The sequence below is a fragment of the Trujillonella humicola genome (assembly GCF_046233715.1).
GTDB classification, from domain to species: Bacteria; Actinomycetota; Actinomycetes; order Mycobacteriales; family Geodermatophilaceae; genus Trujillonella; species Trujillonella humicola.
The window spans coordinates 1-26,946 of record NZ_JBJNRJ010000055.1 but is presented as its reverse complement, the minus strand read 5'-3'; the positions used below and the strand labels follow the sequence as shown (position 1 = coordinate 26,946).

The window sequence follows — 26,946 nt, the reverse complement described above, 5'->3', positions numbered from 1 at the left end:
GATGTCAGGCCGGACGGCGGGCGCCGTCGAGCAGGTCGAACAGGACGTTGCCGTGCACCGGCAGCTGGTTGATCGCCAGGCCGAGCGGTGCGAGCGCGTCGGTGACGGCGTTGGCCACGGCCGCCGGAAAGCTCATCGAGCTGCCCTCGCCGCTGCCCTTCGCGCCGAGCGGGGTCAGCGGGGACGGGGTCACCACGTGGTCGGTCAGCAGGGGGAAGCCGGCCTCCGCGGTGGTCGGGCAGAGGTAGTCCAGGAAGGTCGCCGCCGTCGGCTGGCCGCCCGCCGAGTAGGTGAACTCCTCGTACATCGCCCCGCCGAGGGCCTGGGTGAGCGCGCCGTGGACCTGGCCGTCGAGCAGTGTCTGGTTGAGCACGGTGCCGGCGTCGTGCACCGAGGAGACCCGCTCGATGGTGATCTCGAGGGTGTCGGGGTCGATCCGCACGGCGACGAGCTCGGCGACGAAGCCGTAGCAGAGGCTGGAGTTGATCCGCTCGTCGCGGGTGGCCGCACGCACCTCGCGTGGGGCGAAGGCTGCCTCCTCGTAGAGCCGGGCCGGGGTGCCCTCGGGCAGCGCGCCGGGATCCCAGTGCACGACGCCGGCGGCGTGCCGGAAGAGCACGGACCGGCCGGGGTCACCGGCCACCCGGACCGCGCCGTCGGCGAGCTCGAGCTGCTCGGGTGGGGTCTCGAGCAGCACGCTGCCGGCGGCCTTCACCGTGACGGCGATCCGGTCGCAGGCCGCGACGACGGCGCTGGTGACCAGCGGCGCGAAGCGGGAGGAGTAGCTGCCCGAGGTGACCGTCCACGGGGTGGTCGCGGTGTCCATCTCGATGACGACGCGGACCTGCTCCTCGGGCAGCCCGAGCCGCCGGGCGGCGACCTGCCGCGCGGTGGTGGCGTGCCCCTGGCCCTGCGGGACGCTGCCGAGCAGCACGGTGACGATGCCCTGGAGGTCGACGCTGACCCGGACGTGCTCGGTGGAGCCGGACTTGTCGCGGCCGGGCTTGCGGTCGGCGGCGGGCGTGGCCAGCCCGACGTAGCCGATGTTGGTGCCGGACGGGTCGACGACCGCGGCCAGGCCGATGCCGTAGAGCTCGCCCCGCTCCCGGGCCTCCGCCTGCCGGCGTCGCAGCTCGTCGAGGTCGGCGTTGCGCACCGCGAGGCGGATGGCCTCCTCGTAGTTGCCGGAGTCGTAGACGCCGCCGGTCGGTGTCTCGTACGGGAAGGCGTCGGCAGGCACCAGGTTGCGGCAGCGTGCCTCGACGACGTCGAGCCCGGTCGCCCTGGCGACGTCGTCCATCAGCCGTTCCAGTCCGAAGTACAGCTGCTGGCCGCCGAAGCCGCGGTTGAGCCCGGTGGGCATGGTGCTGGTGACGACGGCGCGGGCGCGGATCTGCACGGCCGGGATCCGGTAGGCGCCGGTGATGTTGCCGTAGCAGCGGTAGAGCGTGCTGGGCTCCGGCGGGCGCATGTAGGCGCCGACGTTGTCGACGAGGTCGGCGCGCAGCGCGGTGATCCGGCCGTCGTCGTCGACGGCGGCCTCGAACTGCATCATCCGGTCGGCCCCGGTGGAGCTGGCGAGCAGGTGCTCGACCCGGTCCTCCGACCAGCGCACCGGTGTCCGGGCGTACTTGGAGGCCAGCGCCAGCAGGACGACGTAGGGATAGATGCCCGCCTTGATGCCGAAGCTGCCACCGATGTCGGCCGGCACGTGCAGCCGCACCCGGGAGGTCGGGATGCCCAGTGCCCCCGCCATGACCGGGACCATCGTGAACGGGCCGTGGAAGTTGGCCCAGGCCTCGACCGCGGGACCGGCCGGGTCGTCGGTCCAGTTCGCGACGACGGAGTAGCACTCCATCGGCACCGAGGAGTAGCGCGGGAAGTCGTAGGTGCCCGTGACGACCTGGGCGGCCTCGGCGAAGGCGCGGTCCACCTCGCCGAAGGTGAAGGTGCGATCGGTGGCGACGTTCGAGCCCTGGTCGTCGTGCAGCAGCGGGGCGTCCTGGGCCAGCGCGGCGCGGACGCCGACGACGGGGTCGAGCAGCTCGTACTCGACGTCGACGAGCTCGGCGGCGTCCTCGGCGATGAACCGGTCGTCGGCGACGACGACCGCCACCGGCTCGCCCACGTAGCGGACCTTGTCGGTGCCGGTCGGGAAGTACGGCATCCGGGTGGTCACCGACAGCGGGAAGGGCCTGAGCTCGGCGGCCACCTCCTCCGGCCCGATGACGGCGGCGACGCCGGGATGCCGGCGGGCACGGGACAGGTCCACCCTGCGGATCCGGGCGTGCGGGTGGGGGCTGCGGACGATCGCCGCGGTCAACGTGCCCGGCAGCGGGTCCAGATCGTCGAGGAACCTCCCCTGCCCGGTGACCAGCGGGGCGTCCTCGATGCGGGTGGGGGTCCAGCGCGGGACGGTGTCGGTGTGGGCATCAGGCACGGGAGCTCCCGGGATCGAGTGCGACCAGGGACTCGTACTCCCCGGCGGTCAGTGCGCGACGGAGGGTCTTGCCGACGGCGGAGCGGGGAATGGCGCTGATCGCCACGACGCGCTTGGGCCGCTTCAGCGACGGGAGGTGGTTCGTCGCGTAGTCCTGCAGCTCGCGCACGACGTGGTCGGGGGCGCGGCCGTCGGCGGGGACGACGAACGCGGTGACCGCGCTGCCCCAGCGCTCGTCCGGCATCCCGACGACGCAGACGTCCGCGACGGCCGGGCAGCGCACGAGGGCGGCCTCGATCTCGTCGGGGTAGATGTTCTCGCCGCCTGAGTTGATCATGTCGTCGACCCGGCCGGAGACCCACAGGTCGCCGTCCTCGTCGGCGGTGGCGAGGTCGCCGGTGTAGTACCAGCCCTGGCGGATCGACTTCTCGTCGGCGTCCGAGCGGTGCCAGTAGCCGCCGAACGCCTCGGGGCTGGCCATGCTGGCGATGACCTGGCCCTGCTCCCCCGGACGGACCAGCGCCTCGGGCGCGGCGCCGACGACGGGCTCGACCAGCCGGACGCGGGAGAACAGCCCGGCGCGGCCGGCGCAGCCGGGCTTGCGCAGCCCGTCGGGGCCGATGGTGAAGGTGTAGATCTCGGTGCTGCCGTAGTGGTTGACCAGCACCTGCGGATTGAGCGCCTCGGCGAGCTGCTCGGCGAGGGCCGGGGTCATCGCCGCGCCGGCGTAGGCCAGGCGGTCGACCCCGGTGGCGGCGAAGCCGTCCTCGCGCAGCAGCGACCAGTAGATGGTGGGCACCAGGTACAGCGAGCTGACCTGCTCTTCTCGGATCAGCTGCACGGACTCGGCCGCGTCGAACCGCACCTGGGGCACCCAGGTGCCACCGCAGACGATGCTGGCCAGCAGCGTACGCAGCCCCATCGTGTGGAACATCGGCATGACTCCGAGGACGACCTCGTCGTGCCGCAGCTGGGTCTGCACCAGGTGGGCGACCGCAGCGGTGTGCTCGGCGCGGTGCGACCGCGGCACGCCCTTGGGCCGGCCGGTCGTGCCGGAGGTGTAGAGCATGACGCTGATGTCGGACTCATCGGGCGGGTCGCCGAGGGCACCGTCCGGCTGCCCGTCCACGGCCAGCTCCCCCACGTCGCGGTGCTGCGTCGAGATCCCGGCCTTCTCCGCCGTCGGAGCCGTAGTCTCGTCGGTGACCAGCAGTGCTGCCTCGGCGTCACCGAGGCAGTAGCCGAGTTCCTCGGGACCGAGGCGGGTCGATAGCGGGACGCTGACGGCCCCGAGCTTCTGGGCAGCCAGGTGCAGGCTGGCCAGGGGCTCGCCGCCGGCCAGGAAGAGCCCGACCCGGTCGCCACGCCGGACCCCGAGATCGGCCAGGGCACGGGCGAGCTGGTTGGTGCGCGCGTCCCATTGGCGGTACGACATGGGCCGGGGGCCACCGACCGCCCGGCGGTCCGGATGACGCTCAGCAGTCCACGACAGGGCGGTGGCGAGGTCCATGCGTGAGCCTCCGAAAGCCGATCGACAATGATCTGTATTGGACCATACAGACCGGAAGATTAGGCTGGCAACGTGGCGTCCGAACGGCTCTCCCCGACCTCCTACGTGGTGCTCGGGACGATCGGGTTGCGCGGGCCGTCCACGTCCTACGACCTCAAGCGGGCGGTCAGCCGGTCGATCGGCTACTTCTGGACGTTCCCCCACGCTGCCCTGTACTCGGAGCCGCAGCGGCTCGAGCAGATGGGGCTGTTGACCGCCTCCAGCGAGCAGGAAGGCCGCCGGCGGCGGACCTACTCGCTCACCGAGGAGGGGCTGCGGGAGCTGCGTGCCTGGCTGGCCGCGCCGACCAACGAGCACTTCCAGATGCGCGACGTCGCTGAGCTGAAGCTCTTCTTCAACGAGCTCGGGGAGCCCGGGAACGTGGCGCGGCTGGCGCGCGAGCAGATCGCAGCGCACACCGAGCGGATCGCGGTCTACGAAGACATGCAGCGGCGGTACGGCGACGTTCGCGGCGTCGCCCCGCGCTTGGTCACGCTCCGGCTCGGCCTGGAGATGGAGCACGCGGCGCTGCGGTTCTGGACCGCGTTGGAGAAGGACCCCGACGCGTGGCTGCCCCAGGCGCCCGGCGACGCGGCCGCCAGGGGTAGGTCAACGACGCGGTAGCCGCACGCGACTGCCCGGGCCGACGAGCGCCACGGCCCGGCCGATGGCAGAGATGACCCGAGGGCGGCCGTGGTTGGCCACCAGTGTTCGGCCGCCTGCCCACCGTCCGCATTCCCCCGTCGGGTGCGCCGTCAGACCACGGCCGAGGAGGTCTGCCCGCCGGCGGCCGTCAGCGCGTAGGTGAGCCCACCCAGACCCGCCGTGACGAGGACTGTGCCGGCCACGCCGAGGTGCGGCGCGGCCCGGGGATCCCGGGTCTCGGGGACGTGCCGGACCACGACCAGGAGCACGAGCAGTGCCAGCGGCAGGTTGAGCAAGAACACCGCCCGCCAGTTCCACTCGGCCAGCCAGCCGCCGAGGAAGGGGCCGACCGCGCCCGCCACATCGCCGACCCGGACCATGCCCCGACCGCGGCCGACCGGTCCGCGCCGGCGAAGGAGGCCGAGATGATCGCGAGACTTCCCGGGGTCAGAAGCTCGCCGCCCACCCCCTGCAGGGCCCGTGCGGCGATCAGCGTCTCAATGTCCCACGCCGGTCCGCACAGCAGCGAGGCGGCCGCGAACCAGCAGACGCCGACGACGAAGATCCGCCGGCGGCCGAACCGGTCGCTCAGCGACCCCCCGAGCGGGATCAGCGAGGCCAGCGTCAGCGTGTAGGCGTTGACCGTCCACTGGAGGCCGGCGAATCCGGCGTCCAGGTCGGTGCCAATGCGTTCCAGGGCCACGTTGACGACCGTCGCGTCGAGCATGGCCATGCTCGACCCGAGCACGGTCGCCAGCAGCACCCACCGGGCCGCGGGGGTCTCCAGGGACTGCTGCACGGATCGGTGACAGGTTGGATCAAGCAGCCTGAGCGGCCAGTGTGGGTGTGATGCTCTCGTACTCGATGGGCGTGAGTCGACCGAGGGCGTCCTGGCGGCGCCGTCGGTGGTAGGTCCGTTCGATCCAGGTGACGATCGCGATCCGTAGCTCTTGTCGAGTGCGCCACTGCCGGCGGTCGAGCACGTTCTTCTGCAACAGGGCGAAGAGCGACTCCATGGCGGCGTTGTCCCCTGCTACACCGACTCTGCCCATCGAGCCGATGCAGCAGTTCCAGGAGCGCTGAGCCGGCGTCAGCGCACCGGGTCGATCGGCGTGAGCACCCCCACCGCGCGCTCGATCTCCTCGGCGGCCTCCAGGCACAGCAGCTCCTGGAAGCGGTCGCCGATGACCTGCACCCCGACCGGGAGCCCACCCGTCGTCCCCCCCGGCGACGGCGGCGGGTAGCCCGAGGACATTGGCCGGCATGACCGGGCGCAGCAGCCGTATCGTCGCCGCCGCGCTCTCCGCGCTGTCGATGTCGAAGCCGGCCTTGAACGCCGGCTGGGTCCAGATCGGCGAGAGCATCAGCGGATACCGGGCCATGAACTCGGCCCACTGCCGCGCGATCGTGCGTCGCTCGACGAACGTCTGGACCAGCGTCTCGACGGTCAGCTCCGCGTAGAGCGGATCGACGAAGTCGAGGAACCGCATGCCGTCGGCGCCCATGAGCTGCTGGAGCAGCGGGCGCATCGCGCGCACGTCCGCGAGCAGCCACCGGCCCCAGACGTCGAGGGCCTGCTCGTACATCGGCGGCAGGACCTCCTCGACCTCGTAGCCGGCTGCCTGCAGGGTGTCCCCGGCCCGCCGCACGACGTCCTCGACGCCGGGGTCGGTCTCCCCGCCGGGCGGCGCCGCGATGAGCGCGACCCGCAGCGGCCCCTGCGGGCGCGGCAGCTCCAGCGGCACGGGGACCGTGGTCGCGTCCCAGACGTGCGGGCCGGCGATGACCGACAGGCCCAACCGGACGTCGGCCACCGTGCGCGCCATGACGCCGTTGACCTGCATCAGTTGCACGCTCAGGCCCGCGTCGAAGGGTTCGTTGGCGTGCGCCTCTGGCACGCGTCCGGTGGTCGGCTTGATGGAAGCGATGCCGCAGGCGTGCGCCGGGTTACGCAACGAGCCGCCGATGTCGTTGCCGATGCCGAGCGGCGTCATCCCGGCCGCCAGCGCCGCCGCATCGCCACCGCTGGAACCACCCGCAGTGACCGTCGGGTCCCATGGGTTGCGGGTCAGCCCGTGCAGGCTGGAGTCGGTGTGGATGCGCAGTGCGAAGTCGGGCATGTTGGTCCGGCCGATCGGAATCGCGCCCGCCGCCCGGAGCCGCTCCGCCAGCGGGGCGTCCTGCGCGGCAACCGCCTCGGCAAGGGCGGGGATCCCCTCCGTCGTCGGCGTGCCGGCGACGTCGACGTTCTCCTTGACCGTGCAGGGGACGCCGTGCAGCGGGCCGAGGGGACGGCCTTCGGCCACGGCCCGGTCAGCCTCCCGCGCCGCCGCCCTGGCCTCGTCTCGCAAGACCCGGACGACGGCGTTGACGTGCCCGTTGACCTCGTCGATTCGGTCCAGGTGGGCATCCACCACCTCCGAGGAGGTCACCGCTCCCGTGGCGATCCGCCCGGCGAGCTCGCCGGCTCCGCGCTTCCACAGCGGAGTGCCCGCGGGGGCTGCATCAGGTCTCGTGGTCATCGGCGCGGTCTCCCGTCTGCGGGTGGCGAGCGGGGTCTTCGACCACCGGTCGCAGGTCATCGACATCCAGTCACGCCACTTGGTCGCGTCAAGATCGCCGGATGTCCGAACATGGTGGACGGTTGACGAGCGGGGCGCTGGCGCGGTCCACCGGTGGCCGCACGCGCAGCGGCACAGAGCACGCCAGCGCGGCCAACGCAGCGGCTCGCTGCGCTGCTGGCGCCCTACGCCGACTCCACCGCCGGGCAGAACGGGCGGCTGCTCGACGCGCCGCCGGCGATCGGCGCCATCGCCCTGGCACTATGGCCGGAGGAGCTGCGCGATGCGCGGCTCAACCTGTGCCAGCCGCCCCGCGGCGACCTCCAACTCCTGGGCACCTCGCTGCCACAGGTCGAGGCCGCGCGACGCCGTCACCGCTCCGGAGGACGCGAGCGTCGGCTCGGGAGCGGACCGCGAAGAGGGTGACCACGAGGACGCCAACGGAGTATGTGGTCGACGCTTTGACGCTCTTCAACCGCCTACCGGCAGCCGTGTGCGTATGTAGCGTGTCGCCCCTCGGACACCGCACCGCCCCAGGTCTCTGCAGGTCAGAGGCCCGGGGCGGTTCAACTTCAAGGTCTCAAGGCTTCGTGGTACCTATCTGATACTTATGGCGCTCCGTCAGCCCTCCGGCAGGGCGGCGAAGCGGTCCGCGGCCTCGCGGCCCATGCCGGGGTGGACGTGCTGGTAGACGGTGAGCGTGATGGTGGCGTTGGCGTGCCCCAGGCGCTCGGAGACGACCTTCACGGGCACGCCATCGGCCAGCAGCAGGCTGGCGTGGGTGTGGCGGAGGTCGTGCAGACGGATCGCCGGGAGTTGCTCGTCTCCCAGCGCTCGGCGCGCCCGTGCGAGGTGGGTGATGAACTGGCGGGAAAACCGCTCCGGATGCCGGGGCGTGCCGTCGACGTTGCTCAGGACCAGCGCGCCGTCCCGGACGAGCTCGCGAGCGACCTCCTGCCTGGCCGCGCGATAGGCACGTAGCGCCACCACGGTGCCGGCGTCCAGGTCGACCACCCGGGACTGACCCGTCTTGGTCGAACCCTCGACGAGCTGCTGGCCGGCTCCCTTGTTCTTGACCACACCGATGCTGCGGCGCACCGCCAGCCGGCCGGCGTCCAGGTCGATGTCCCGCCACCGCAGGGCCAGCGCCTCACCGCGGCGCATGCCGGTGGCCGCGAGCAGACGCCAGGCCATCGCTGCGTCCCCGTCGTAGGCGTCGGCCCAACGCAGGAAGCGGCCGAGCTCGGCCGCGGTCCAGGCCTGCGTCTCCGGCGGGCGGGCCTCAGGCGCCAGTCCTCTGTGGAGAGCCACACCCCCACTCGCAGCGATACAAGCCGCCGACGGCCGGCTCGCGGTCTTCACGTGCGAGTTCGCCGGCCGGGTGGCGGTCGTCGACATCGCCAAGCGGAGCCTGCTGCGCATGATCGACATGCCGGTCCGGCACACCCACATGGGACCGCAGGACATCAAGCTGTCCCCCGACGGCTCACGGTTCTGCATCGCCGACTCCGACCGGGGCGGTCTGTGGGTGCTCGACGGCGCGGCGACGCAGGTCATCGGTCAGATTCCCACGGGCATGGGCGCGCACGGCATCTACCTGAGCCGCAACAGCACCCGGATGTTCGTGTCCAACAGGATGGACAACAGCGTCAGCGTGCTCGACCCACGCACCGGCGCCGTCCTGACGTCGCGGCCGATCCCGAACTCCAGCCCGGACATGGGCGGGGTGACCGCCGACGGCGGCCAGCTGTGGCTGTCCGGGCACTACGACGCCGAGGTGTACGTGCTGTCCACCGTCGACGGGCACCTGCTCGCCCGCATCCCGATCGCGAAGGGTCCGCACGGGGCGCTGCGTGCAGCCGTAGCCGGCGACGCTGGTCGCTCGGGCACACGGGCATCACCGGCTGGCCCGGCACACCCGGTGCGCTACAGCTGGATGCCGCGGGTCAGCGCGCCGTCCACGACGAGATGGGTCCCGGTCGTGAAGCTGGAGACCGGGCTGGACAGGAAGACGGCGGCTTTCGCCATCTCCTCCGGCCGGCCCATCCGGCCGGTCGGGTTGAGCCCGAGGGCCATGCCGTAGAGGTCGGGCAGGTCGTTCTCGGCGCTCTGCCAGAAGCCGTTCTCGAAGTAGGTGTTGCCGGGCGAGACGACGTTGGCGCGCACCCCGCGGCCGGCCAGTTGGAAGGCCAGGCCCGAGATGTAGCCGACCAGCGCCGTCTTCATCGTCCCGTACGGGCCGGCGGCGAAGTCGGCCTCCCGGCCCGAGACGCTGGAGATGGCGACGATCGACCCGTTGTCGCTGGCTTCCAGGTGCGGCAGCGCCGCCTTGGCCAGCCGCACCGTGTGCATCAGGTCGACCTCGAAGGAGGTGTACCAGTTCTCCTCGGTATCGGGCACGGCCAGCGCGCTGACGTTGGCGACGACGGCGTCGATCCCGCCGAGCCGGTCCGCGGCGGCGTCCACCCACGCGGTGAGCGCAGGCGCGTTGCGGACGTCGAGCTGCACCCCGCGCACCCCGGAGCCGCGGCCGGCCAGCGCCTTCTCGGTCATCTCTATCTCGGCGGCGTCCCGCGCGCAGAACTCGACGACGGCGCCCTCGTCGGCGAACGCCTCGACGATCGCTCGCCCGATGCCCCTGGTGCCTCCCGTGACGAGCACCCGGGAGCCGTTGAGGTGGAGATCCATGCGGTTCGTGCCTCCTTGGTCAGTGAAGCTGCTGAGCGCGGGAACGGAGCTCGGCGTGCAGGCCGCCGTAGGCCGAGGCCGGCGGCAGCAGGGACTTGCGGGCCTTGACGACGGCGCTGTAGTTCGCGTCGACGACGTTGGCGATCGGCACCTCGGTGATCTGCGAGAGCAGCTGGTAGGCGTCCATCCGGTGCAGGCCGTAGAGGTCGCCGAACCAGTGCACGAGCTCGGCCTGGCCGATCCGCCAGGCGTCTTCCAGCGGCCGGCTCGAGCCGACCGTCATCCAGTGGGTGTCGTCCTCGAGGCGCGGCCAGGCTGGTGCGCCCCCCTTGATCAGCTCGACGATCAGCGTCGTCGTCATGGCGCCCTCGACAGCGGTGCCGCAGGCCTCGCCCTCGCCCTGGCGGTAGTGGCCGTCGCCGATCGAGAACAGTGCGCCCTCGACGTTGACGCCGAGGAAGCACGTCGTCCCCGCGCGCATCTGCGGGGTGTCCATGTTGCCGCCGAACCGCTCGGGCACCAGCGAGCTGCGCACCTCTCCCCCGGGCGGCGCGACGCCGACCGTGCCGAGCATGGGCTCGACCGGCAGCTCCACGGCCAGCTCGGTGTGCTGGGCCACGAAGGTGACGGTGTTCCTCGCGCGGTCCAGCTCGTAGATCCAGGTGGTGTCCGGCAGCGGGTCCTGCAGGGTGGCGGTGCGGTCGGTGCTGGTCAGGCCGCCGAAGAACGGGATCGCCGCGGAGGCGCCGAAGTCGCGCGCCGGCTCGAGGGCTACGAGGTGCAGCGCGAGGGTGTCGCCGGGTTCGGCGCCCTCCACGTAGAACGGACCGGTCTGCGGGTTGACGTAGCGGAGGTCGACCTTCTCGCTGGAGAGGTCCTTGACCGACCGCAGCGCGCCGCAGAACGCGTCGTCGGACCACAGCCGCAGCGCCGTCCCGGGCTGGATGCGGCGCAGCGGGGCGACCCCGCCGAAGGTGAACGCGTACTGCTCGAACGTGGGCACGATCTCGACGACGTCCATACGCCACCCTAGGAAGACGCAGGTCCGCGCGGCAATGCTCAGGGCCGCAGCCGGGCCTTGCCCGCGAGCTCGGCGACGGTCGTCGCGCCGAGCAGCTGCATGGTGCGGGTGATCTCCTTGGTCAGGATGTCGGCGACGCGCTGCACGCCGCGCTCGCCGCCGGCCATGAGCCCGTAGAGGAACGCCCGGCCGACGAGGCAGCCCCGCGCCCCCATCGCGACCGCGGCGACGACGTCGGCGCCGTCGAGGATCCCGCCGTCGACGTACACCTCCGCGCGGTTCCCAACGGCCTCCACCACGGCGGGCAGCAGCTCGAGCGGCACCGGCGCCCGGTCGAGCTGCCGACCGCCGTGGTTGCTGACGACGACGGCGTCGGCCCCGGCGTCCACGACGGCGCGGGCGTCGTCCACGCTCTGGACGCCCTTGACGATCAGGGCACCCGGCCACGACGCCTTCAGCTCACTGATGTCGGCGATCGTGGCGGCCGGCTCGAAGACCCGGTCGACCAGCTCGGCGACCGTGCCGCCCCACGTCTGCAACGAGGCGAACTCCAGGGGCGGGGTCGTGAGCAGGTCGATCCACCAGCGCGGGTGGACGGCGGCGTTCGCGAACGTGCGCAGGGTCAGCGCGGGCGGGATGGAGAAGCCGTTGCGGACGTCGCGCAGCCGCGGCCCGGCGACCGGGGTGTCGACGGTCAGCACCAGCGCCTCGAAGCCGGCTGCCTTCGCCCGCTGGACCAGGGCGCGGCTGGCGTCGCGGTCGCGCCACAGGTAGAGCTGGAACCACTTCCGGGCGCTGGGTGCGGTCTCGGCCAGCACCTCCACCGACGTCGTGCCCATGGTCGACAGCGCCATCGGGATGCCGCTGCGCTCCGCGACGCGGGCGACCGCGCCCTCTCCCTCGGCGTGCATGAGCCGGGTGAAGCCGGTGGGGGCAAAGGCCAGCGGCAGGGCCGACGGTGCGCCGAGCAGCGTCGTCGTCGGGTCGACCACGCTGACGTCGCGCAGCACGTTCGGCAGGAACTCGACCCGCTCGAACGCCTCGCGGGACCGGCGCAGCGAGATCTCCGCGCCCGCGGCCCCGTCGGTGTAGTCGAACACCGCCTGCGGCACGCGATGGCGGCCGATCTTGCGGAGGTCGCCGACCGTCGCCGCCCGGGCCAGCCGCCGATCGAGCGCGTCGCCCGGCAATCGGCGCGGCCGGACCAGCTCGGAGAACTCCGACCATCGTGGAACCCGCCGCTGGAGCACGCGTTCACCCTGCCACCTGGTGCCGCAGCCGGTCGATCCTGCACCGCCGGGAGACCACGACCGCCGCCGGGGCACCGGGTCGCCCCCCGTGAGCGACTCAGAGGCGGGCCGGCGGGCTGCCCTAGTAGGGAGTGTCTGGCGGATCATGGAAGCCAGCCCAGTAGTCCGCAGAGGTGGACCGCCCCGAGGTAGTTGACGGCGTGCTTGTCGTAGCGTGTCGCCAGGCCTCGCCACTGCTTGAGCTGGCAGAAGCCACGTTCGACGGTGTTCCGCCGTGCGTAGCGGGCCTTGTCGAACCCGGGCGGTCGACCTCCGCGGGAGCCTCGGCGGCGACGGTTGGCGGCCTGGTCGCTCTTCCCCGGGATCGTGTGCGCGATTCCGCGGGAACGCAGTAGCTGCCGGTTGGCCTCGGAGCTGTAGCCCTTGTCGGCCAGCAGGTAGTCCGGGCGGGTGCGTGGTCGCCCGGGCCCGACCCGGGGGCCGTGTGGTGTCGTGGCACCAGAAGGGCCTCGTGACATCGCTGGCCGCCGCGCCGGTGAACCCGCGGCAGCGGGTCGCACCCACGCGAGAAGCCGGGGCAACCGATGCCCCACCGGGGCTCCTGGGTGGCCAGGGAAAAGCGTGCGCAGCAGAGCCACAGGGCTCTGTCCGCCGATCTGTTCCGCGAGCATTCTGGCCGCGTTCCACGGAGTCCGTGATCCAGGAGGCAGTCATGTACTTCGGAGTCGTTCACACCATCCGGGACGGCGGCCGGTGGGAGCAGATGCTGGCCAACGCCGACCTCAGCACCTTGCCCGAGGGCGTGGACCTGATGTCCACCTGTACCGCGACCGACACCGCCCGGGCCCTGTGCCTGTGGCGGGTTCCAAGCCGCGAGGTGCTCGATGGCGTCCTCGATCAGCTCGTCGGCGACAACGCGATCAATGACGTCTTCGCGGTCGACGAGCGGTCCGTGATCGTCGCGGGCCAGCCGGCCGTCGTCTGACCTCCGAAGACCGCCCGCTCGCTATGGGCCGGCTCGCCCGGTGGCCGCGTCGTCGGCTCATAGCCCGTGCCGGGCGCTCGCCGCGGGCGGAAGGTGCCCGTTCCGCTGCAGGGCCCAAGCGGCCAGCAGGACCTGCGCAACGGCCCCCGTGCCGGCGAGTCCGACGAGTGCCCCGCTCGACCACCTCGCACGCGGAGCGCAGCGCAGCCCGTTCAGCCGTGTGCGGAAGCACCGTGTCGCCCCTCGGACACAGAAGAGAACGCCCCGCCGGTCGGCGGGGCCTTCTCGTCGTCCGTGGACGTCACGCGGGTGATTGCCTGCCGTCGACCCACAGGATTGCCGGCGGGCCGGTGCTCTGTGGGAAGACGCTCCCGCTGTCCCCGTCGCGGGCGACGCTGCGGCCGTGCCATCGACACCACGTTCGTCCACCCCCATCACGTCGGCCGCAGAGCTGAGCGTCTGGTGGGCGCCGGTCTGCTGGGGCTGACCGAACGGGTCCGGGCGCTGGGCGGCGACCTGTCGGCCGGGAACCGACCCCGCGGCGGCTTCCGGGTGTCCGCGACGCTGCCGGTCCCCGAGGCGGCGCGGTGATCGGCACGGGCGCCGGTGACCGCGCCGTCCGGGTGGTGCTCGCCGACGACCAGGCACTGGTCCGCGCCGGGTTCCGCCTCGTGCTCGAACGGGACGGGGACATCGAGGTGGTCGCCGAGGCCGCCGACGGCGCGGAAGCAGTCGCGCTGGTCCGGCAGCACACGCCCGACGTGGTGCTCATGGACATCCGCATGCCGGTGATGGACGGCATCGAGGCCACCCGCCGCATCCTCACCACCGAGGGACCGCGGGAGGCCGTCCGCGTCGTCGTCCTCACCACCTACGAGCAGGACGACTACATCGCCGACGCCCTGCGGGCCGGTGCCAGCGGGTTCCTGCTCAAGGACGTCGAACCCGAGGACCTGCGCCGGGCGGTGCACGTCGTCGCCGCCGGTGATGCGCTGCTCTCCCCCAGCGTGACCCGCCGCTTGCTCGAGACGTTCCGGTCGCAGCCCGACCAGCGGCCCAAGCAGCCGGAACGGCTGGACGCGCTCACCCCACGCGAGCGCGAGGTGGTCACCCTGGTGGGTCGCGGGCTGAGCACCGCCGAGATCGGCCGGACCCTGTTCATGAGCCCGGCCACGGCCAAGACCCACGTCAACCGGGCGATGACCGAGCTGCACGCCCGCGATCGGGCGCAACTGGTGGTCATCGCCCACGAGACCGGGCTCGTCGGGCCGCACTGACCCGGAACTCGTCCGCCGAACGCGGCACCCTGACCCGGTCGCTCCTGCTCCCGATGCGGTAGCGGGGTCGCGCCCTCACGCGGATGGCCGGAGGGGCCCGCGTTCCTAGCGTCGGTCACGTCGCGCGGCCCACCACTCGATCACTCCGGGACCGGCCGGCGACGGACCCCCGACCCCCATCGCACGGGACACGCCATGACCCGAGTTCGCACCGCACACGTGATCGGCGGCGGCATCGCCGGCCCGGTGGCTGCCGTTGCCCTGCACCGCGCCGGCATCGAACCGACCGTGTACGAGGCCCACGCCACCGACGCCGACGGCGTCGGCGCCTTCCTCGGCCTCGGCCTCAACGGCATCGACGCCCTGCGCACCGTCGACATGGACGCCACCGTTCTCGCCCGCGGCTTCGCCACCCCGCGCATGGTGATGCTCACCGGGCACGGCCGGCTCCTCGCCGACGTCCCCAACGGCGGCACACTCCCCGACGGCACCCACGCCCTCACCATCCGCCGGCCGGACCTCTACGCCGCGCTGCGCGACGAGGCCCACCGGCGCGGCATCCACACCCGGTACGGCAAGCGGCTCACCGGCATCCGGCACACCGACGCCGGCGTCCGCGCACGGTTCGCCGACGGCAGCACCGCGGACGCCGACGTGCTCGTCGGCGCCGACGGCATCCGCTCCACCGTCCGGCGGCTGCTCGACCCCGCCGCCCCCGGCGCCAGCTACGTCGGCTTCCTCAACACCGGGGGCTACGCCCGTGGCGTCGACGTCCCCGGCCCGCCCGGGGTCTCCCACTTCTGCTTCGGCCGCCGCGCCTTCTTCGGCTGGACCACGGCCCCCGACGGGGAGGTCTGGTGGTTCGCCAACCCGCCGGTGCGCGACGAGCCCGACCCCGAGGACCTCGCCGCGGTACCCGCCGAGCTGTGGCGCGCCCGGCTGCTGGACCTGTTCGCCGACGACCGCATCCCGGCCGTCGACCTGATCCGGGCGACCGACGACGTGTTCGCCGGCTGGATCACCTACGACCTGCCCTCGGTGCCCACCTGGCACGACGGGCGCACCGTCATCATCGGCGACGCCGCGCACGCCGTATCACCTTCCGCCGGCCAGGGAGCCGCGCTGGCGATCGAGGACGCCGTCGTCCTCGCCCAGTGCCTGCGCGACCATGACGACGCGCCCGCCGCTCTCGCCCGATACGAGCAGCTGCGCCGCGTCCGCGTCGAGAAGGTCAGGGCTCAGGGACGCCGCAACGGCAGCGGCAAGACCGCCGGCCCGGTCGGCCGCGCCGTCCGCGACCTCGTCCTCCCGGTCGTGATGCGCCGGCTGTTCCGCGACGGCCGCGATCCGCTGCGCTGGATGTGGGACCACCACATCGACTGGAACACCTCCGCGTCCGCCCCTGCCTCCACGGCGGTGGCCCGATGAGCACCGCCGGCGCTGCCGTCCGCCCGCGGCGCACCGCCCGGCAGTGGGCGATCCGCGCGCTGCTGGTCCTGCTCGTCCTCGCTCTGGCCGGACTCGGCGTCCTGGCGCTCACCTGGGCACGCGCCGTCACCGACACCACCGGGCGGGTCGCCTTCGACCGCCCTCTGGCGATCCCGCCGCTCGCGCCGTCCCGCATCGAGGACGGCACCCGGGTCTTCCAGCTCCGCGCCACCGCCGGCAGCACCGACTTCGGCATCGGCGACGGCGCCACGCGAACCCGGGGCTTCGACGGCGCCTACCTCGGGCCGACGCTGCGCGCCGAGCGCGGCGAACGCGTTCGCATCGACGTCACCAACGACCTGCCCGAGATGACCACCGTGCACTGGCACGGCCACGAGCTCCCTGCGGCCATGGACGGCGGCCCGCACCAGGAGATCGCCCCCGGCGAGACCTGGAGCCCGTCCTGGACGGTGGACCAGCCCGCCGCGACCACCTGGTACCACCCGCATCCGCACGGCGCGACCGCCGAGCAGGTGCGCAGCGGCATGGCCGGCATGTTCATCCTGGAGGACACCACCAGCCAGGCCCTGGACCTGCCCGACGACTACGGCGTCGACGACCTCCCGGTCATCGTCCAGGACCAGGCCTTCGACGGCGACGGCCAGCTCCGCCGGGCCGAGCATCCGTTCAGCCCCGTCGGACACCTCGGGGACACGATCGTGGCCAACGGCACGATCGGCGCCTACCACGACGTCACCACCGAGCGGATCCGGCTGCGGCTGCTCAACGCCTCCGTGTCGCGGGTGTACGACTTCGGCCTCGACGACGGCCGGGAGTTCGCCCTCATCGGCACCGACGGCGGGCTGCTGCCCGCACCACACCGCACCGACTCGGTGCGGCTGTCCCCCGGCGAGCGGGCCGAGATCGTCGTCGTCCTGCGGCCGGCCGAGCGCGTGGTGCTGCGCAGCACCCCGCCCGACCTAGGCACCGATCCCTGGACGGGCCGGTTCGCCGGCGGCGACGACAGCTTCGACATCCTGGAGTTGCGGGCCACCGACCGCCTCGACCGCGCACCGGGAGTTCCCGACCGGCTGGCCGAGGCGCCCGGGCTCGACCCGTCCGACGCGGTGGCCACCCGGCAGTTCCGATTCTCCGGCGTCAGCATCAACGGCCGGCGGATGGACATGGACCGGATCGACGAGGCCGTCCTCGCCGGCACCACCGAGCTGTGGGAGATCGACACCTCCGACGGAGCGCCGCACAACATCCACGTGCACGGTGCCCGGTTCACCGTCCTCGACGTCGACGGCGGGGCCCCCGGCCCGGAGCTGTCCGGCTGGAAGGACACCGTCTACCTGGCCCCGGAGAGCACCACCCGGATCCTCGTGCACTTCACCGGCCACGCCGACCCGGACCTGCCCTTCATGATCCACTGCCACCTGCTGCGGCACGAGGACCGCGGCATGATGGCCCAGTTCGTCGTGCTCGACCCAGGTCAGGAACCCGGCCGTCCTCCGGCAGCGCACGACCACGGAACCAGCGGACGCACCCGATGAGCAGCCCGCCTCCGTGACAGCACGACAGGTGACCGGCCACCGCACGCGCCCCGCCCCCTCGCGAGGGACCGGACATGATCGGAACCCGCCGGGCCTACCTCGTCGCACTCCGGGACGGCGTCCTGGATGGAGCAGCCGCTGTCATCCGCGTCTACGTACCGGTCCTGCTGCTCGCGACGACCGGAACCCTGACCGGGGTGCTCGGGGGCGACGAGCCGGCGCGCGGCCAACGCGCAGAACCGAGCGCGTGACCTCAGCTCGGGCGCCGGTCACGACCGCCGTCGAGCTCGGTCTCCGAAGGGGAGCGCTTCCCCCGTCCCCGGGAGGGTGACGTCGGACATCAGTGGTATAGAAACCGTTGAACCAGTCGCCGCCGGAACGGAGCAGCACGATGACAGAGCCCGCTGTGGGCACGACTGCCGACGAGCGACACCGGGGCGTGGTCATGACCGGCCCCGAGGGCGATGAGGGCGTGAAGGCGTTCTCCATCCTGATCGAGGCGCGCCCCGACACGACCGAGCAGGTCCGGACGATGCTGGCCGACATCCTGCGCTGCGTGCAGGACGAGCCGGCCACGGGTCCCTGGTACGCCGTCCAGCACGGCCCGACGACATTCGCGATCTTCGAGGTGTTCCCCGACATCGCCGGACGTCGCGCTCACGTCGAGGGCGGCGGAGGCGACATCTTCCGGGACGTCGAGCGGATGAACGCCATCCTCGCTGTCCCCGCACACGTGCAGAAGGTCGACGTGCTGATGAGCAAGCAGGTCTTCACCGCGCCGCAGGTCTGATGCGCGACATCCCGCACCCGGACCTCGACCGGATCGGCCTGGCCGACATCATGCGCGGGTTCGGCGATCCCGTCCGCCTGCACATGGTCGCCTCGATGCACGCGCTCGGCGAGTGCGAGTGCTCGCTGGTCTACGCCGGGCTCGGACTGAGCAAGTCCAACGCCTCGCACCACTTCCGCGTACTGCGGGAGAGCGGCGTCCTGCGCCGCACCCGGAGGGGCAACCAGCAGTACGTTGCGCTGCGCACCGACGAGCTGGAGAAGCGGTTCCCGGGCCTGCTCGACTCCGTGCTGGCCAACATCGAGCCCCAGCCACCCGAGGGCGGCACCGACGGCGGCGCGTGAGTTGCCCCCGGTGGCGCAAGGCCGAGCCTGCACCTCCGTGCAGCTCAACGCCTCACCCCTCGCGGGTGGAGGTGCCGAGGACGCGTGTGCGGAAGTGCCGTGTCGTCCCTGGGACACCGCACCGCCCCCGGTGCCTCTGCGGCTCAGAGGCCAGGGCAGCACGATCTCGAGCTCGACACAGCCTCGACCCGGCGCGCCGACTCGGCGGCCCACGCGGATCCTGGACGCCGAGGTCCACGGGCTCAGGCCGCGATCGACCTCCTCCGGTCGTCGACGCGCCGCGTCCGAGCCCCTCGAGAGAGCGAGCCCCACGATGCCCTCGTCATCCGACACCCTTCCCCGGATCGCCGTCGTCGGCGGCGGCATCGGGGGGCTGGCGGCGGCCGGGTTCCTGCACCGGGCAGGACTGGCCTGCACGGTGTACGAGCAGGCCCGCGAGCTGGGTGAGGTCGGCGCCGGCCTGGTCGTCGCCCCCAACGCCGTGCGGCTGCTCCGGCACCTCGGTGTGCTGGACCGGTTCCTGCGGCGGGCGGTGCCGCTCGACGTCGGCTGGGAGTTCCGGCGCTGGGAGGACGGTCGCGTGCTCTCCTCGGAAGACCTGTCCGGGGCGTGCGAACGGCTCTACGGCGAGCGCAGCTACACGAGTCACCGGGCCGACCTGCTGGATGCGGTGCGCGCTTCCGTACCGGACGACGCCATCCGCCTCGCCAGCCGCTGCCTCGCCGTCGACGTCCACGACGACCACGCGGTGCTGCGCCTCGCCGACGGAACGCAGGTGGAGGCCGACGTCGTGGTGGGCGCCGACGGCGTCCACTCGACCGTCCGGAGCGCCGTCACCGAGCCCGCGCCCGCGACCTACTCGGGCATGTGCGCCTTCCGGGCCACGGTCCCCGCGGACCGGGCACCCACGTTCAGCCGCCGCCGCGCGCAGACGCTGTGGCTCGGCCCGGGCCGCCACCTGGTCCACTACCCGATCTCCGGCGGTGCCGCGATCAACCTGGTGGCCTTCGCGCCCGCCGGCGACGTCACCGTCGAGAGCTGGAGCGCCACCGCCACCGTGGAGGAGTTCCTGGCCGAGTTCGCCGGCTGGGACGGACGGCTGACCGCGCTCATCCGCGCCGCCGGAACGCCGGGGAGGTGGGCGCTCCTCGACCGCGCGCCCCTGCCCCGCTGGACCTCCGGCCCGCTGACGCTCATCGGTGACGCCGCCCACCCGATGTTCCCCTTCTTCGCCCAGGGCGCCGCCCAGTCGATCGAGGACGCCGCCGTGCTCGCGAACTGCCTGGCCGCCGACTCGGCCTCCCCTCGACGTGCCCTGCAGCGCTACCAGGCCCTGCGGATGGAGCGGGCCACCCGGCTCCAGGAGATGAGCCACGCGCGGGCGGACGTCAACCACCTGCCGGACGGACCCGAGCAGCGGGCCCGTGACGCCGCGCTCGCCGAGGCAGACCCGTTGGTGGCGAGCGGTTGGATCTACGGCTACGACGCCACCGCGGTCGGCGCGCGAGCCGGCGTGTGAAGGGCGCCTTCGCCCACGCCGCACTCCCCCGACGCGCGCGACCTCGCGGGCGGCCCGGGGGCGCGCACGCGGTTCGACATCGTCCCCGCGCCACAGGTCGATGCCGCCCGCCGCCGCGCCGGTCATCTGAACGGCCCGCGACACCAGGATGCGAACATGCGTCGTCGGCGCGCCGCCGGCGAGGAGAGGCGAAGCAGTGAGATCACCGGTACCCGACTACCTGGCGGAGATCCTGGACGCCTGCGGCGACGACGCGGGTGCCCTCGCGAGCTACATCCCCGAGTTGGCGTCGGCCGACCCGGACCGGCTCGCCGTGTGCCTGTCGACGATCGACGGAACGCTCTACCGCGCCGGCGACAGCGGGTCCGAGTTCTCCATCCAGTCGATCTCGAAGCCGTTCGCCTACGCCCTGGCCCTGGCCGAGCGCGGGCTGGACGACGTCCTGGAGTCGATCGGCGTGGAGCCCAGCGGCGAGGCGTTCAACGAGCTCTCGCTGGAACGGGAGTCGAGGCGGCCCCGGAACCCCATGATCAACGCCGGGGCGCTCACGGCGCACGCCCTGATCGGCGATCCCGGGGACGACGTCGACACCCGGGTGGAGCGGGTGAGGCGAACGATGTCGGACTTCGCCGGCCGTGAACTGCACGTGGACCGGAACATCTACGAGTCGGAGATGTCGCAGGCCTACCGCAACCTGGCCATCGCCAACATGCTCCGCAGTTACGGCGTGATCTCCCAGGATCCGCGGGACGTGGTCCGCGGATACACCCAGCAGTGCGCGATCTCGGTGACCGCCGCCGACCTGGCGACCATGGCGGCCACTCTCGCCGGGGGTGGTGTGCAGCCCACCACCGGCACGCAGGTCGTGCCGGTCGAGGTGGCCCGACAGGTGCTGAGCGTGATGATGAGCTGCGGCATGTACGACGCCGCCGGGGACTGGATGACCACGGTCGGGTTCCCGGCGAAGAGCGGCGTCTCCGGAGGCATCCTCGGGGTGATGCCCGGGCAGCTCGGGATGGCCACCTTCTCCCCGAGGCTGGACGCCCACGGCAACAGCACCCGGGGAGTCCGGTTGTGCACCCGCATGTCCGCCGACATGGGGCTGCACATCATGCAGGCCCCGGAGCCGGCGCGGTCGACGGTTCGACGGGACCGGACGCTTCGTGGCCCCGACGGCTTGCTCGCGCGCGTGTGCAGCCTCCAGGGCTCCCTGCAGTTCAGCAGCGCGGAGCGGGTGCTGCGGACGGTGACCGACGGCATCCCCGTCGCGGTGTTCGTCCTGGATCTCCGGCGTGTGTCGTCGGTGAACGACGTCGCCCGGCGGATGCTCGCGGAGATGCTCCGCCGCCTGCAGCTGGACGGCGCCGAGGTGGCGCTGCTCGACCCGGACCACGTCCTGCCCCTGTCCGAGCAGGCGGTCGTGCAGCTCCCGGAACGGTGGAGCTCACTGGCGCCGCTGGAGGGCTACGAGCGGGTCTGACCTCCGTGCCGACACGCCGGCGGGCCGCGCTCGGGCGGTCGGCCCGCACCTGCTCGTACCGACTCCGCGCGCCCACGACGACCCGGGCACCCGCTGGGTCGGCCCAGGCCCCGGGCACCCCGGCACGCCGCTCCCGTCCGCGCGGTCGCCCCTCAGCCTGCCGACGGAAGCGTCTCGTCGAAGAAGTCGGTCAGCTCGCGGGCGACCTCTGCCGGCCGGAGCAGCGGAGCCATGTGGCCGCCACCGGCGATGTCGCGCACCCTCGAGCCGGCGAGACGGTCCGCCACGAACGCCACGGACTCGGCGAACCACGCCGCGGTGTCGGTCCCACGGAGCAGGAGGACCGGGAACCGGACCTCCTCGAGCACCGCCGGGTCGACGGCTCCGGCGTACTCGGCCATCTCGGCGCACCAGACCGGGACGTTCGGCGCGACGACGTCGTAGGCCCCGCTGGACGCCAGTGCGTCGACCTCGCCGTCGGTGAACAGCCCGCTCTCGGCGAAGAAGATGCCGGCCGCCTCGGCGTGCCGTCCCGCCGCGGCCGCGGCCATCATGCGCTCGATGGCCGCGTCCTCGCCGTCGTGGTCCAGCGCCGGTACCGCGGGTTCGTGGACGGCCACGGCGACGATCGCGGGCGTGCGCGCCGCGGCGGCGAGTGCCAGCGAGCTCGAGTGCCCGAACACCCCGGCGGGCTCGCCGATCGCCTCGACGAAGGCGACGACGTCGTCGGTCAGCGCGCGCAGCGAGCGGTCCGGGTGATCGGCGCTCAGGCCACGGCCACGCGTGCTCAGGGCATACCACCGGAACCGATCGCCGAGGAACGGGAGCAGAGTCCGCCAGCTGGCCTCCCCGTCACCGGCTCCACCGTGGATCAGGACCACCGGCGGGCCTGCACCGTGCGCCCTGCCGGCGATCACGGTGCCGTCGGCGCTCACGGCTCGGTGGATGGTCTCCTCGGGCATCCGTCCACGCCTCTCCCGCACTTCTCCTCGAGTGTCTCTCGGGGCGGCTTCGCTGTCGCCTGCGTCCGGTCCCGAGGACGCCGCGAGGGCGGGTGGTGCGGGTGCGTCCGGCCCGGGCTCGTCCCCACGGGGGCACCGGGTAGCTCCGATCGGCCGTAACCCGGTAGAGGGAGAGCGCCGGCCGCACCGTCAATCGCGGCCTCTCGGTACCGATGACGAGCAGGTCGCGTGCGCCGTCGGGATGGCCGACAGGCGCTACCGGACCCCTGCCCTACAGGCCACCGACCGGAGGGGCACCGTGGCCGTTCAGCTCGAGACCGTCCGGCCCTCCGCCGCGCAGCTCGCGCACGCCCTCGTCGAGACCACCGCCACGCTGATCTGCGTCGTGGACGGCGACGGACGCATCCTGCTGGCCAACCCGGCGGTCGAGCGCTTCACCGGTCGCCCGGCCACCGGCATGATCGACCGCTTCCTCTCGGACGTCCTGGTCATCCCGCCCCGGGTCTGATGGAGGCTCTCAATCCACGTGAGGATGAGTCATGGCAGCACCGAGGAAGTACCCCGACGGGCTGCGGGAGCGGGCGACCCGGATGGCGGTCGAGGCTCGGCGTGACCCGGCCACCCGGTCCGGGGCGTTGAAGCGGGTGAGTGAGCAGCTGGGGATCAACGCCGAGACGCTGCGCAACTGGGTCCTGCAGGCCGAGATCGACGGCGGCGACCGGCCAGGCACGACGACCGAGGAGGCGCGGCGGATCGCCGAGCTCGAGCGTGAGGTCCGCGAGCTGCGCCGTGCGAAAGAAACCTCAAGACTGCGTCAGCGTTCTTCGCCCAGGCGGAGCTCGACCGCCGACTGAAGTGATCGTCGAGTTCATCGACGAGCACTGGGAACGTTTCGGGGTCGAGCCGATCTGCGCACAGCTGCAGATCGCCCCAAGCACCTACTACGCGCACCGCACCCGGCCGCCCTCGGCCCGGTCAGGTCGGATGCGGTGACCACGGCGGTGATCGAGAAGACGCACGCCGACAACTACGGCGTCCGCGGCGCCCGCAAGATGCACGCCGGGCTGCGCCGTAAGGGTCACCGGGTGGCCCGCTGCACCGTCGAGCGGCTGATGCGCAGCGCCGGGCTGCGCGGCATCAGCCGGGCGAAGGGCCCGCGGACCACGGTGCCCGGCACCGGCCCGGACGCACTGGGCGATGGGCACCTGGACCCGCCGGCGCGCCGGCCGGGAGGTCGGCGGCCTGGTGCATCACTCGGACAAGGGCAGTACCTCGCGGTGCGCTACACCCAGCGCCTGGCCGAGGCCGGCGCCGTGGCCTCGGTAGGCTCCACCGGCGACTCCTACGACAATGCCTTGGCCCAGGCGTTCAACTCGCTGTTCAAGGCGGAACTGGTGCGCAACCGCGGCCCGTGGAACGGCATCGACGACCTCGAGTTCGCCACCCCCGATGGGGGCACCTCCCACGAAGTGGGGGAACGTCGACTGATTCGACCACCGACGCCTGCACGACGAGATCGGCCTCGTTCCACCGGCCGAGCACGAAGAGCACTTCTACCGGCACACCACCGCGGCGACTACCGTCGCCGCGTCAGTTCCGGGCCTCCACTGAACCCGGGGCGGGACAGTCCCCCCGGCTCCATGCGACCGCTTGGATCGGCCACCATCCGAACCTCGGGCATTTGACCGGTGCCGAGTGCGAGGCCACGATGGCCGGATCCTTCGCCCTCAGGACGGCCTGCCGTGCGCCCGTCCCTAGAAACGTGGAGAGCACATGAGTGACGCAGAGACGTTGGCGGTGCCCCATCTCGGCACCTCGACCATCGGTTACAGGCTCGGCAAAGCCTACGACGCCTCTCTCCCGACGCTGGTGATGGTCAACTCGTTCACCACCTCGGCGGAGCTTTACCGACCCCAGTTCGCGGACGAGAGGCTCACCGCCACCGCGAACCTGCTCGCCATCGAGCCCTACGGTCACGGTCAGACCCGTGCCGCGTACAAGCAGTTCACATACTGGGACTCCGCGATCGCGAGCCTCCAGGTCCTCGACGCGCTCGGCATCCGCGAGGCGTTCGTCCTGGGCACGTCCCAAGGCGGGTGGATAGCGGCCCGCATGGCCATGCTCGCCCCCGACACCGTGAAGGGCATCATTCCGCTCGGCACCTCGATGGACTTCGAAAGCCCGCGCAGCCGCGACCTCGGGTGCTGGGACGGGGTCGGCTTCTGCGCGCCGGCCATCGCCGCACTCGCCGAGAACGTCGGCGATGACTGGGTGATCCCGACTGAGCTCGTCGACGCCGTCCTCGCGGAGGGGTTCGGCGAGAACGTGCCGCCCGAGGAGCGCACGTTCTGGCACACGACGCACCAGCAGAACTACGTCGGCGATGCGGGCCGTGAGCGCCTTCGGATCAGCACCATCAATCTGAGTGACCGCGACGGCCTCCACAGGCGCCTCGACAGCGTGCGGTGCCCGGTCCTGTGGATGCATGGCACTGCAGACCGGGTCTACTCCGTCGCAAATGCCCAGGAAGAGGTCGGGCTCTTCGTCAACAGCGCGGACGCCGAGCTTCGCGTCGTCGACGACGGTCAGCACTTCCTGAGCGCCACGAATCCCGAGGACGTCAACACCGCGACGATCGAGTTCATCGCCCGGTGGACTTAGCCCACCTCCCTGCCCCGCCGCCGTTCCGGAGGTCCTCGCGGGCCTCCGCCCTGAGTGTCGCGTCGTGCAGGTAGCGCCACTGGTGCGGTCCGGACGACCACGCCGGCGAGCCCTCAGCCCTGGTCTCGCTCGCGCGGAGGTGGCCGCTGAGGCAGCCGTCGCGCCGGTCGCACGTCCGTCGTCGGTCAGGAGCCGGGGTCGGGTTCAGCGGCGTGGCGGTCGTCGGGAACGGCCCGGCCAGCGCGCGCCAGCGCGGCCGGGAGCGTGTCGGCAGGCGCGGGCGGCGGGGCGGCCGTCTCACCGCTCACGCTGAGGACGGGCGCTGTCCCGACGGCCAAGCGCAGGTCGGAGATATCCCGGACCAGATGTCGTAACTGGGCGGCGTAGTCGTCAGCTGCCGCGGCCTCCAGCGGCCGGACCGCCGCCAGGACGTGTTCGCGCCCGTCCCCCGCCTGTCCTCTCAGCTCCACCAGCTTCATGTCATCCCCTACCGGTGACGCTCGTCGCCTGTGACCCGGTCTCACCGCCGCACGTGCAGGGAGTGGGCAGGGTCGACACCGCCCGGAGCGGTCGTCGCGCAGCCTCCTGGAGGACGGTGGCAGGTCATCCAGGAGATCACGCGGTGGCCGCCTCTACGCGGAGGGCCCGCTGGTCCCGGGGCCGTCGCGCACCACCTCGGTGGACGCCACTCCGCGGACAGGGGGCTCCGAGTTCCCAGCCTTCCGAGCTGGCCGTACCGGTCCGGTCCCGGTCACCCGCTCCGCTCTCGGACCGGTCCCGCCGGTCCGGCTCACTCACGCGGCCGCGCGGCCGGGCGCGACCGGAAGCGCTCGGTGGCGGCGCGGAATTCGTCGGTGCCGACCGCGACCGCGACCGCGAGGGCCTCGACGTCCGCCACGGCGGTGGCCGACGGCGCGGCCTGGCGCAGCAGCGCCTTCGTCGCGGCGAAGGCGACCGGCGAGAGGCGGGCCAGGACCTCCGCCCGGGCGGTCGCGGCAGCGAGCGCGTCGTCGTCGGCCACCTCGTGGGCCAGCCGCAGCTGCACGGCCTCCTCGGCGGGGATCAGCCGGCCGGTGTGGAAGAGGTCGGCGGCCACGGTCCACCCGGCACGGCGCTGCACCGTCACCACCGAGAGCAGGTCGGGCGGCAGCCCGATCGGCAGGAAGCCGAACGAGAGCTTCGCCGCGCGGTGCAGCACGACCTCGTCGCAGAGCAGGGCGAGGGAGAGCCCGGCACCGATCGCCGCACCGTTCACAGCGGCCACGGTGGGCTTGGGTAGCCGCAGCAGCCGCTCACCGACCTCCAGGAACCGGCGCTGCCGGGCCAGCGCACCGGGGACGTCGACATCGCTGTTGGCCGCGATGTCCCCGCCGGCGCAGAACGCCGGGCCGGCGCCGGTGATCACCACCGCGCGGCAGTCGGGCGCGGCCGTGACCTCCCGGAGCGCCCCGTCGAGCGCGTCGATCAGCGTGTCGTCGAGGGCGTTGCGTCGCTCCGGCCGATGGAGCACCAGCCGGGCCAGGGCGCCGGCCCGCTCGAGCAGGACGGGGGACGTGCTCACAGGTCGAGGACCAATCGTGGGGAGCAGGACCGGCCTACCTGGCGACCTACCCGGCGTGGAGCTGCATCGCGATCGCGGTCAACGTCCTGGTCGTCTACGCCCTGACCGTGCACGGCGGCGAGCTCCGCGGTCGCTAGTGGTCCCCACCGTTGGAACGTCGGGGGTCATGCGGCCAGCGGTTCGTGGTCGGCAAGTCTTTCGAGCAGGTGGTCGAGGGACTTCCGTCCGA

25 protein-coding genes, 5 pseudogenes and 1 other annotated feature are annotated in these 26,946 nt (G+C 72.6%); of the genes and pseudogenes, 16 read left to right on the top strand and 14 right to left on the bottom strand.

Features of this window, described 5'->3' with window-relative positions; all coding sequences use genetic code 11:
* Positions 1–4: 4 nt before the first annotated feature.
* Together ACK586_RS20875 and ACK586_RS20870 are read right to left on the bottom strand one after the other, a co-directional pair.
* Positions 5–2,440, bottom strand: coding sequence for a xanthine dehydrogenase family protein molybdopterin-binding subunit (locus ACK586_RS20875; RefSeq protein WP_409332430.1), 2,436 nt, complete (start codon positions 2,438–2,440; stop codon positions 5–7).
* Positions 2,433–3,950, bottom strand: a complete 1,518-nt coding sequence (locus tag ACK586_RS20870) for a class I adenylate-forming enzyme family protein (protein WP_409332429.1) — start codon at positions 3,948–3,950, stop codon at positions 2,433–2,435. Before ACK586_RS20870 ends, ACK586_RS20875 begins: the two co-directional genes overlap by 8 nt.
* A gap of 72 nt (positions 3,951–4,022) precedes the next feature.
* On the opposite strand from ACK586_RS20870, the gene ACK586_RS20865 reads away from it, so the two are divergent.
* Entirely contained in the window at positions 4,023–4,613 is a 591-nt protein-coding gene (locus ACK586_RS20865; protein WP_409332428.1) for a PadR family transcriptional regulator, read from the top strand.
* A 131-nt stretch (positions 4,614–4,744) separates the two neighbouring features.
* Here ACK586_RS20865 and ACK586_RS20860 read toward each other — a convergent pair whose 3' ends face one another.
* The 5 genes and pseudogenes from ACK586_RS20860 to ACK586_RS20840 all read right to left on the bottom strand — a co-directional run bounded on the left by ACK586_RS20860 (position 4,745) and on the right by ACK586_RS20840 (position 8,506).
* Entirely contained in the window at positions 4,745–5,014 is a 270-nt protein-coding gene (locus tag ACK586_RS20860; RefSeq protein WP_409332439.1) for a hypothetical protein, read from the bottom strand.
* A gap of 44 nt (positions 5,015–5,058) precedes the next feature.
* Positions 5,059–5,361: pseudogene (locus tag ACK586_RS20855) on the bottom strand (MFS transporter); the annotation flags it as partial.
* Positions 5,362–5,452: 91 nt separating this feature from the next.
* Positions 5,453–5,695: pseudogene (locus ACK586_RS20850) on the bottom strand (integrase core domain-containing protein); the annotation flags it as partial.
* Positions 5,696–5,875: 180 nt separating this feature from the next.
* Positions 5,876–7,156 (bottom strand): annotated as a pseudogene (locus ACK586_RS20845) (amidase); the annotation flags it as partial.
* Between the two features lie 660 nt (positions 7,157–7,816).
* Positions 7,817–8,506 carry a site-specific integrase gene (locus tag ACK586_RS20840; RefSeq protein ID WP_409332427.1) on the bottom strand — a complete coding sequence of 230 codons (690 nt, stop codon included), beginning with the start codon at positions 8,504–8,506 and terminating at the stop codon, positions 7,817–7,819.
* Positions 8,507–8,615: 109 nt separating this feature from the next.
* Here ACK586_RS20840 and ACK586_RS20835 point away from each other — a divergent pair.
* Positions 8,616–9,035 (top strand): annotated as a pseudogene (locus ACK586_RS20835) (YncE family protein); the annotation flags it as partial.
* Positions 9,036–9,121: 86 nt separating this feature from the next.
* On the opposite strand, the gene ACK586_RS20830 reads toward ACK586_RS20835, so the two are convergent.
* From ACK586_RS20830 to ACK586_RS20815, 4 genes are all read right to left on the bottom strand, one after another.
* Complete coding sequence (locus ACK586_RS20830) at positions 9,122–9,883, bottom strand: SDR family NAD(P)-dependent oxidoreductase (RefSeq protein WP_409332426.1); 762 nt, start codon at positions 9,881–9,883, stop codon at positions 9,122–9,124.
* A gap of 19 nt (positions 9,884–9,902) precedes the next feature.
* Complete coding sequence (locus ACK586_RS20825; RefSeq protein WP_409332425.1) at positions 9,903–10,904, bottom strand: acetamidase/formamidase family protein; 1,002 nt, start codon at positions 10,902–10,904, stop codon at positions 9,903–9,905.
* A 38-nt stretch (positions 10,905–10,942) separates the two neighbouring features.
* Complete coding sequence (locus ACK586_RS20820) at positions 10,943–12,154, bottom strand: alpha-hydroxy acid oxidase (RefSeq protein WP_409332424.1); 1,212 nt, start codon at positions 12,152–12,154, stop codon at positions 10,943–10,945.
* Positions 12,155–12,297: 143 nt separating this feature from the next.
* Positions 12,298–12,672, bottom strand: a complete 375-nt coding sequence (locus ACK586_RS20815; protein WP_409332423.1) for a transposase — start codon at positions 12,670–12,672, stop codon at positions 12,298–12,300.
* A 194-nt stretch (positions 12,673–12,866) separates the two neighbouring features.
* Between ACK586_RS20815 and ACK586_RS20810 the strand changes: the two genes are divergently transcribed.
* The 10 genes from ACK586_RS20810 (at position 12,867) to ACK586_RS20765 (ending at position 21,533) form a co-directional block, all read left to right on the top strand.
* Positions 12,867–13,139 (top strand): hypothetical protein, encoded by a 273-nt coding sequence (locus ACK586_RS20810; protein WP_409332422.1) that lies wholly within the window; start codon positions 12,867–12,869, stop codon positions 13,137–13,139.
* A gap of 462 nt (positions 13,140–13,601) precedes the next feature.
* Positions 13,602–13,730: an ATP-binding protein gene (locus tag ACK586_RS20805; protein WP_409332421.1), complete on the top strand. Its 129-nt coding sequence runs from the start codon at positions 13,602–13,604 to the stop codon at positions 13,728–13,730.
* The gene (locus ACK586_RS20800) at positions 13,727–14,416 is read left to right on the top strand and encodes a response regulator transcription factor (RefSeq protein ID WP_409332420.1); all 690 of its coding nucleotides are present in this window, start codon (positions 13,727–13,729) and stop codon (positions 14,414–14,416) included. Before ACK586_RS20805 ends, ACK586_RS20800 begins: the two co-directional genes overlap by 4 nt.
* A gap of 195 nt (positions 14,417–14,611) precedes the next feature.
* Complete coding sequence (locus ACK586_RS20795) at positions 14,612–15,844, top strand: FAD-dependent oxidoreductase (protein ID WP_409332419.1); 1,233 nt, start codon at positions 14,612–14,614, stop codon at positions 15,842–15,844.
* Entirely contained in the window at positions 15,841–17,400 is a 1,560-nt protein-coding gene (locus ACK586_RS20790) for a multicopper oxidase family protein (RefSeq protein ID WP_409332418.1), read from the top strand. The genes ACK586_RS20795 and ACK586_RS20790 overlap by 4 nt, the downstream gene beginning before the upstream one ends.
* 74 nt (positions 17,401–17,474) lie before the next feature.
* Positions 17,475–17,651, top strand: a complete 177-nt coding sequence (locus ACK586_RS20785; protein WP_409332417.1) for a hypothetical protein — start codon at positions 17,475–17,477, stop codon at positions 17,649–17,651.
* A 140-nt stretch (positions 17,652–17,791) separates the two neighbouring features.
* Positions 17,792–18,190 carry a putative quinol monooxygenase gene (locus ACK586_RS20780; protein ID WP_409332416.1) on the top strand — a complete coding sequence of 133 codons (399 nt, stop codon included), beginning with the start codon at positions 17,792–17,794 and terminating at the stop codon, positions 18,188–18,190.
* Positions 18,190–18,534: an ArsR/SmtB family transcription factor gene (locus ACK586_RS20775; protein ID WP_409332415.1), complete on the top strand. Its 345-nt coding sequence runs from the start codon at positions 18,190–18,192 to the stop codon at positions 18,532–18,534. The genes ACK586_RS20780 and ACK586_RS20775 overlap by 1 nt, the downstream gene beginning before the upstream one ends.
* Positions 18,535–18,847: 313 nt before the next feature.
* Positions 18,848–20,053, top strand: coding sequence for an FAD-dependent monooxygenase (locus ACK586_RS20770; RefSeq protein WP_409332414.1), 1,206 nt, complete (start codon positions 18,848–18,850; stop codon positions 20,051–20,053).
* Positions 20,054–20,249: 196 nt separating this feature from the next.
* Positions 20,250–21,533 (top strand): glutaminase, encoded by a 1,284-nt coding sequence (locus tag ACK586_RS20765; protein ID WP_409332413.1) that lies wholly within the window; start codon positions 20,250–20,252, stop codon positions 21,531–21,533.
* Between the two features lie 152 nt (positions 21,534–21,685).
* Here ACK586_RS20765 and ACK586_RS20760 read toward each other — a convergent pair whose 3' ends face one another.
* On the bottom strand, positions 21,686–22,468 hold the full coding sequence (locus ACK586_RS20760) for an alpha/beta fold hydrolase (RefSeq protein ID WP_409332412.1): 783 nt from the start codon (positions 22,466–22,468) through the stop codon (positions 21,686–21,688).
* Positions 22,469–22,793: 325 nt separating this feature from the next.
* On the opposite strand from ACK586_RS20760, the gene ACK586_RS20755 reads away from it, so the two are divergent.
* The 3 genes and pseudogenes from ACK586_RS20755 (at position 22,794) to ACK586_RS20745 (ending at position 25,156) form a co-directional block, all read left to right on the top strand.
* Positions 22,794–23,003: a PAS domain-containing protein gene (locus ACK586_RS20755; protein ID WP_409332411.1), complete on the top strand. Its 210-nt coding sequence runs from the start codon at positions 22,794–22,796 to the stop codon at positions 23,001–23,003.
* A 31-nt stretch (positions 23,004–23,034) separates the two neighbouring features.
* Positions 23,035–24,106, top strand: a pseudogene (locus tag ACK586_RS20750) (IS3 family transposase).
* Positions 23,312–23,428 (top strand) — a sequence feature (AL1L pseudoknot). Its footprint overlaps the pseudogene before it by 117 nt.
* A 162-nt stretch (positions 24,107–24,268) precedes the next feature.
* Entirely contained in the window at positions 24,269–25,156 is an 888-nt protein-coding gene (locus ACK586_RS20745; RefSeq protein ID WP_409332410.1) for an alpha/beta fold hydrolase, read from the top strand.
* Positions 25,157–25,341: 185 nt separating this feature from the next.
* Here ACK586_RS20745 and ACK586_RS20740 read toward each other — a convergent pair whose 3' ends face one another.
* Together ACK586_RS20740 and ACK586_RS20735 are read right to left on the bottom strand one after the other, a co-directional pair.
* A complete protein-coding gene (locus tag ACK586_RS20740) occupies positions 25,342–25,635 on the bottom strand; it encodes a hypothetical protein (RefSeq protein WP_409332409.1) in 294 nt (97 codons plus the stop codon).
* Between the two features lie 311 nt (positions 25,636–25,946).
* Positions 25,947–26,717 carry an enoyl-CoA hydratase/isomerase family protein gene (locus tag ACK586_RS20735; protein ID WP_409332408.1) on the bottom strand — a complete coding sequence of 257 codons (771 nt, stop codon included), beginning with the start codon at positions 26,715–26,717 and terminating at the stop codon, positions 25,947–25,949.
* Between the two features lie 38 nt (positions 26,718–26,755).
* Between ACK586_RS20735 and ACK586_RS25620 the strand changes: the two genes are divergently transcribed.
* Positions 26,756–26,854 (top strand): DUF7144 family membrane protein, encoded by a 99-nt coding sequence (locus tag ACK586_RS25620; RefSeq protein ID WP_425330391.1) that lies wholly within the window; start codon positions 26,756–26,758, stop codon positions 26,852–26,854.
* The last annotated feature ends 92 nt before the right edge of the window (positions 26,855–26,946 follow it).

What these genes read in the sequence shown, in the direction of transcription:
- ACK586_RS20870 (WP_409332429.1), bottom strand. Translation starts at nt 3,950, where the DNA reads ATGGACCTCGCCACCGCCCTGTCGTGGACTGCTGAGCGTCATCCGGAC.
- ACK586_RS20860 (WP_409332439.1), bottom strand. Translation starts at nt 5,014, where the DNA reads ATGGTCCGGGTCGGCGATGTGGCGGGCGCGGTCGGCCCCTTCCTCGGC.
- ACK586_RS20830 (WP_409332426.1), bottom strand. Translation starts at nt 9,883, where the DNA reads ATGGATCTCCACCTCAACGGCTCCCGGGTGCTCGTCACGGGAGGCACC.
- ACK586_RS20825 (WP_409332425.1), bottom strand. Translation starts at nt 10,904, where the DNA reads ATGGACGTCGTCGAGATCGTGCCCACGTTCGAGCAGTACGCGTTCACC.
- ACK586_RS20815 (WP_409332423.1), bottom strand. Translation starts at nt 12,672, where the DNA reads ATGTCACGAGGCCCTTCTGGTGCCACGACACCACACGGCCCCCGGGTC.
- ACK586_RS20810 (WP_409332422.1), top strand. Translation starts at nt 12,867, where the DNA reads ATGTACTTCGGAGTCGTTCACACCATCCGGGACGGCGGCCGGTGGGAG.
- ACK586_RS20795 (WP_409332419.1), top strand. Translation starts at nt 14,612, where the DNA reads ATGACCCGAGTTCGCACCGCACACGTGATCGGCGGCGGCATCGCCGGC.
- ACK586_RS20790 (WP_409332418.1), top strand. Translation starts at nt 15,841, where the DNA reads ATGAGCACCGCCGGCGCTGCCGTCCGCCCGCGGCGCACCGCCCGGCAG.
- ACK586_RS20785 (WP_409332417.1), top strand. Translation starts at nt 17,475, where the DNA reads ATGATCGGAACCCGCCGGGCCTACCTCGTCGCACTCCGGGACGGCGTC.
- ACK586_RS20780 (WP_409332416.1), top strand. Translation starts at nt 17,792, where the DNA reads ATGACAGAGCCCGCTGTGGGCACGACTGCCGACGAGCGACACCGGGGC.
- ACK586_RS20775 (WP_409332415.1), top strand. Translation starts at nt 18,190, where the DNA reads ATGCGCGACATCCCGCACCCGGACCTCGACCGGATCGGCCTGGCCGAC.
- ACK586_RS20770 (WP_409332414.1), top strand. Translation starts at nt 18,848, where the DNA reads ATGCCCTCGTCATCCGACACCCTTCCCCGGATCGCCGTCGTCGGCGGC.
- ACK586_RS20745 (WP_409332410.1), top strand. Translation starts at nt 24,269, where the DNA reads ATGAGTGACGCAGAGACGTTGGCGGTGCCCCATCTCGGCACCTCGACC.
- ACK586_RS20740 (WP_409332409.1), bottom strand. Translation starts at nt 25,635, where the DNA reads ATGAAGCTGGTGGAGCTGAGAGGACAGGCGGGGGACGGGCGCGAACAC.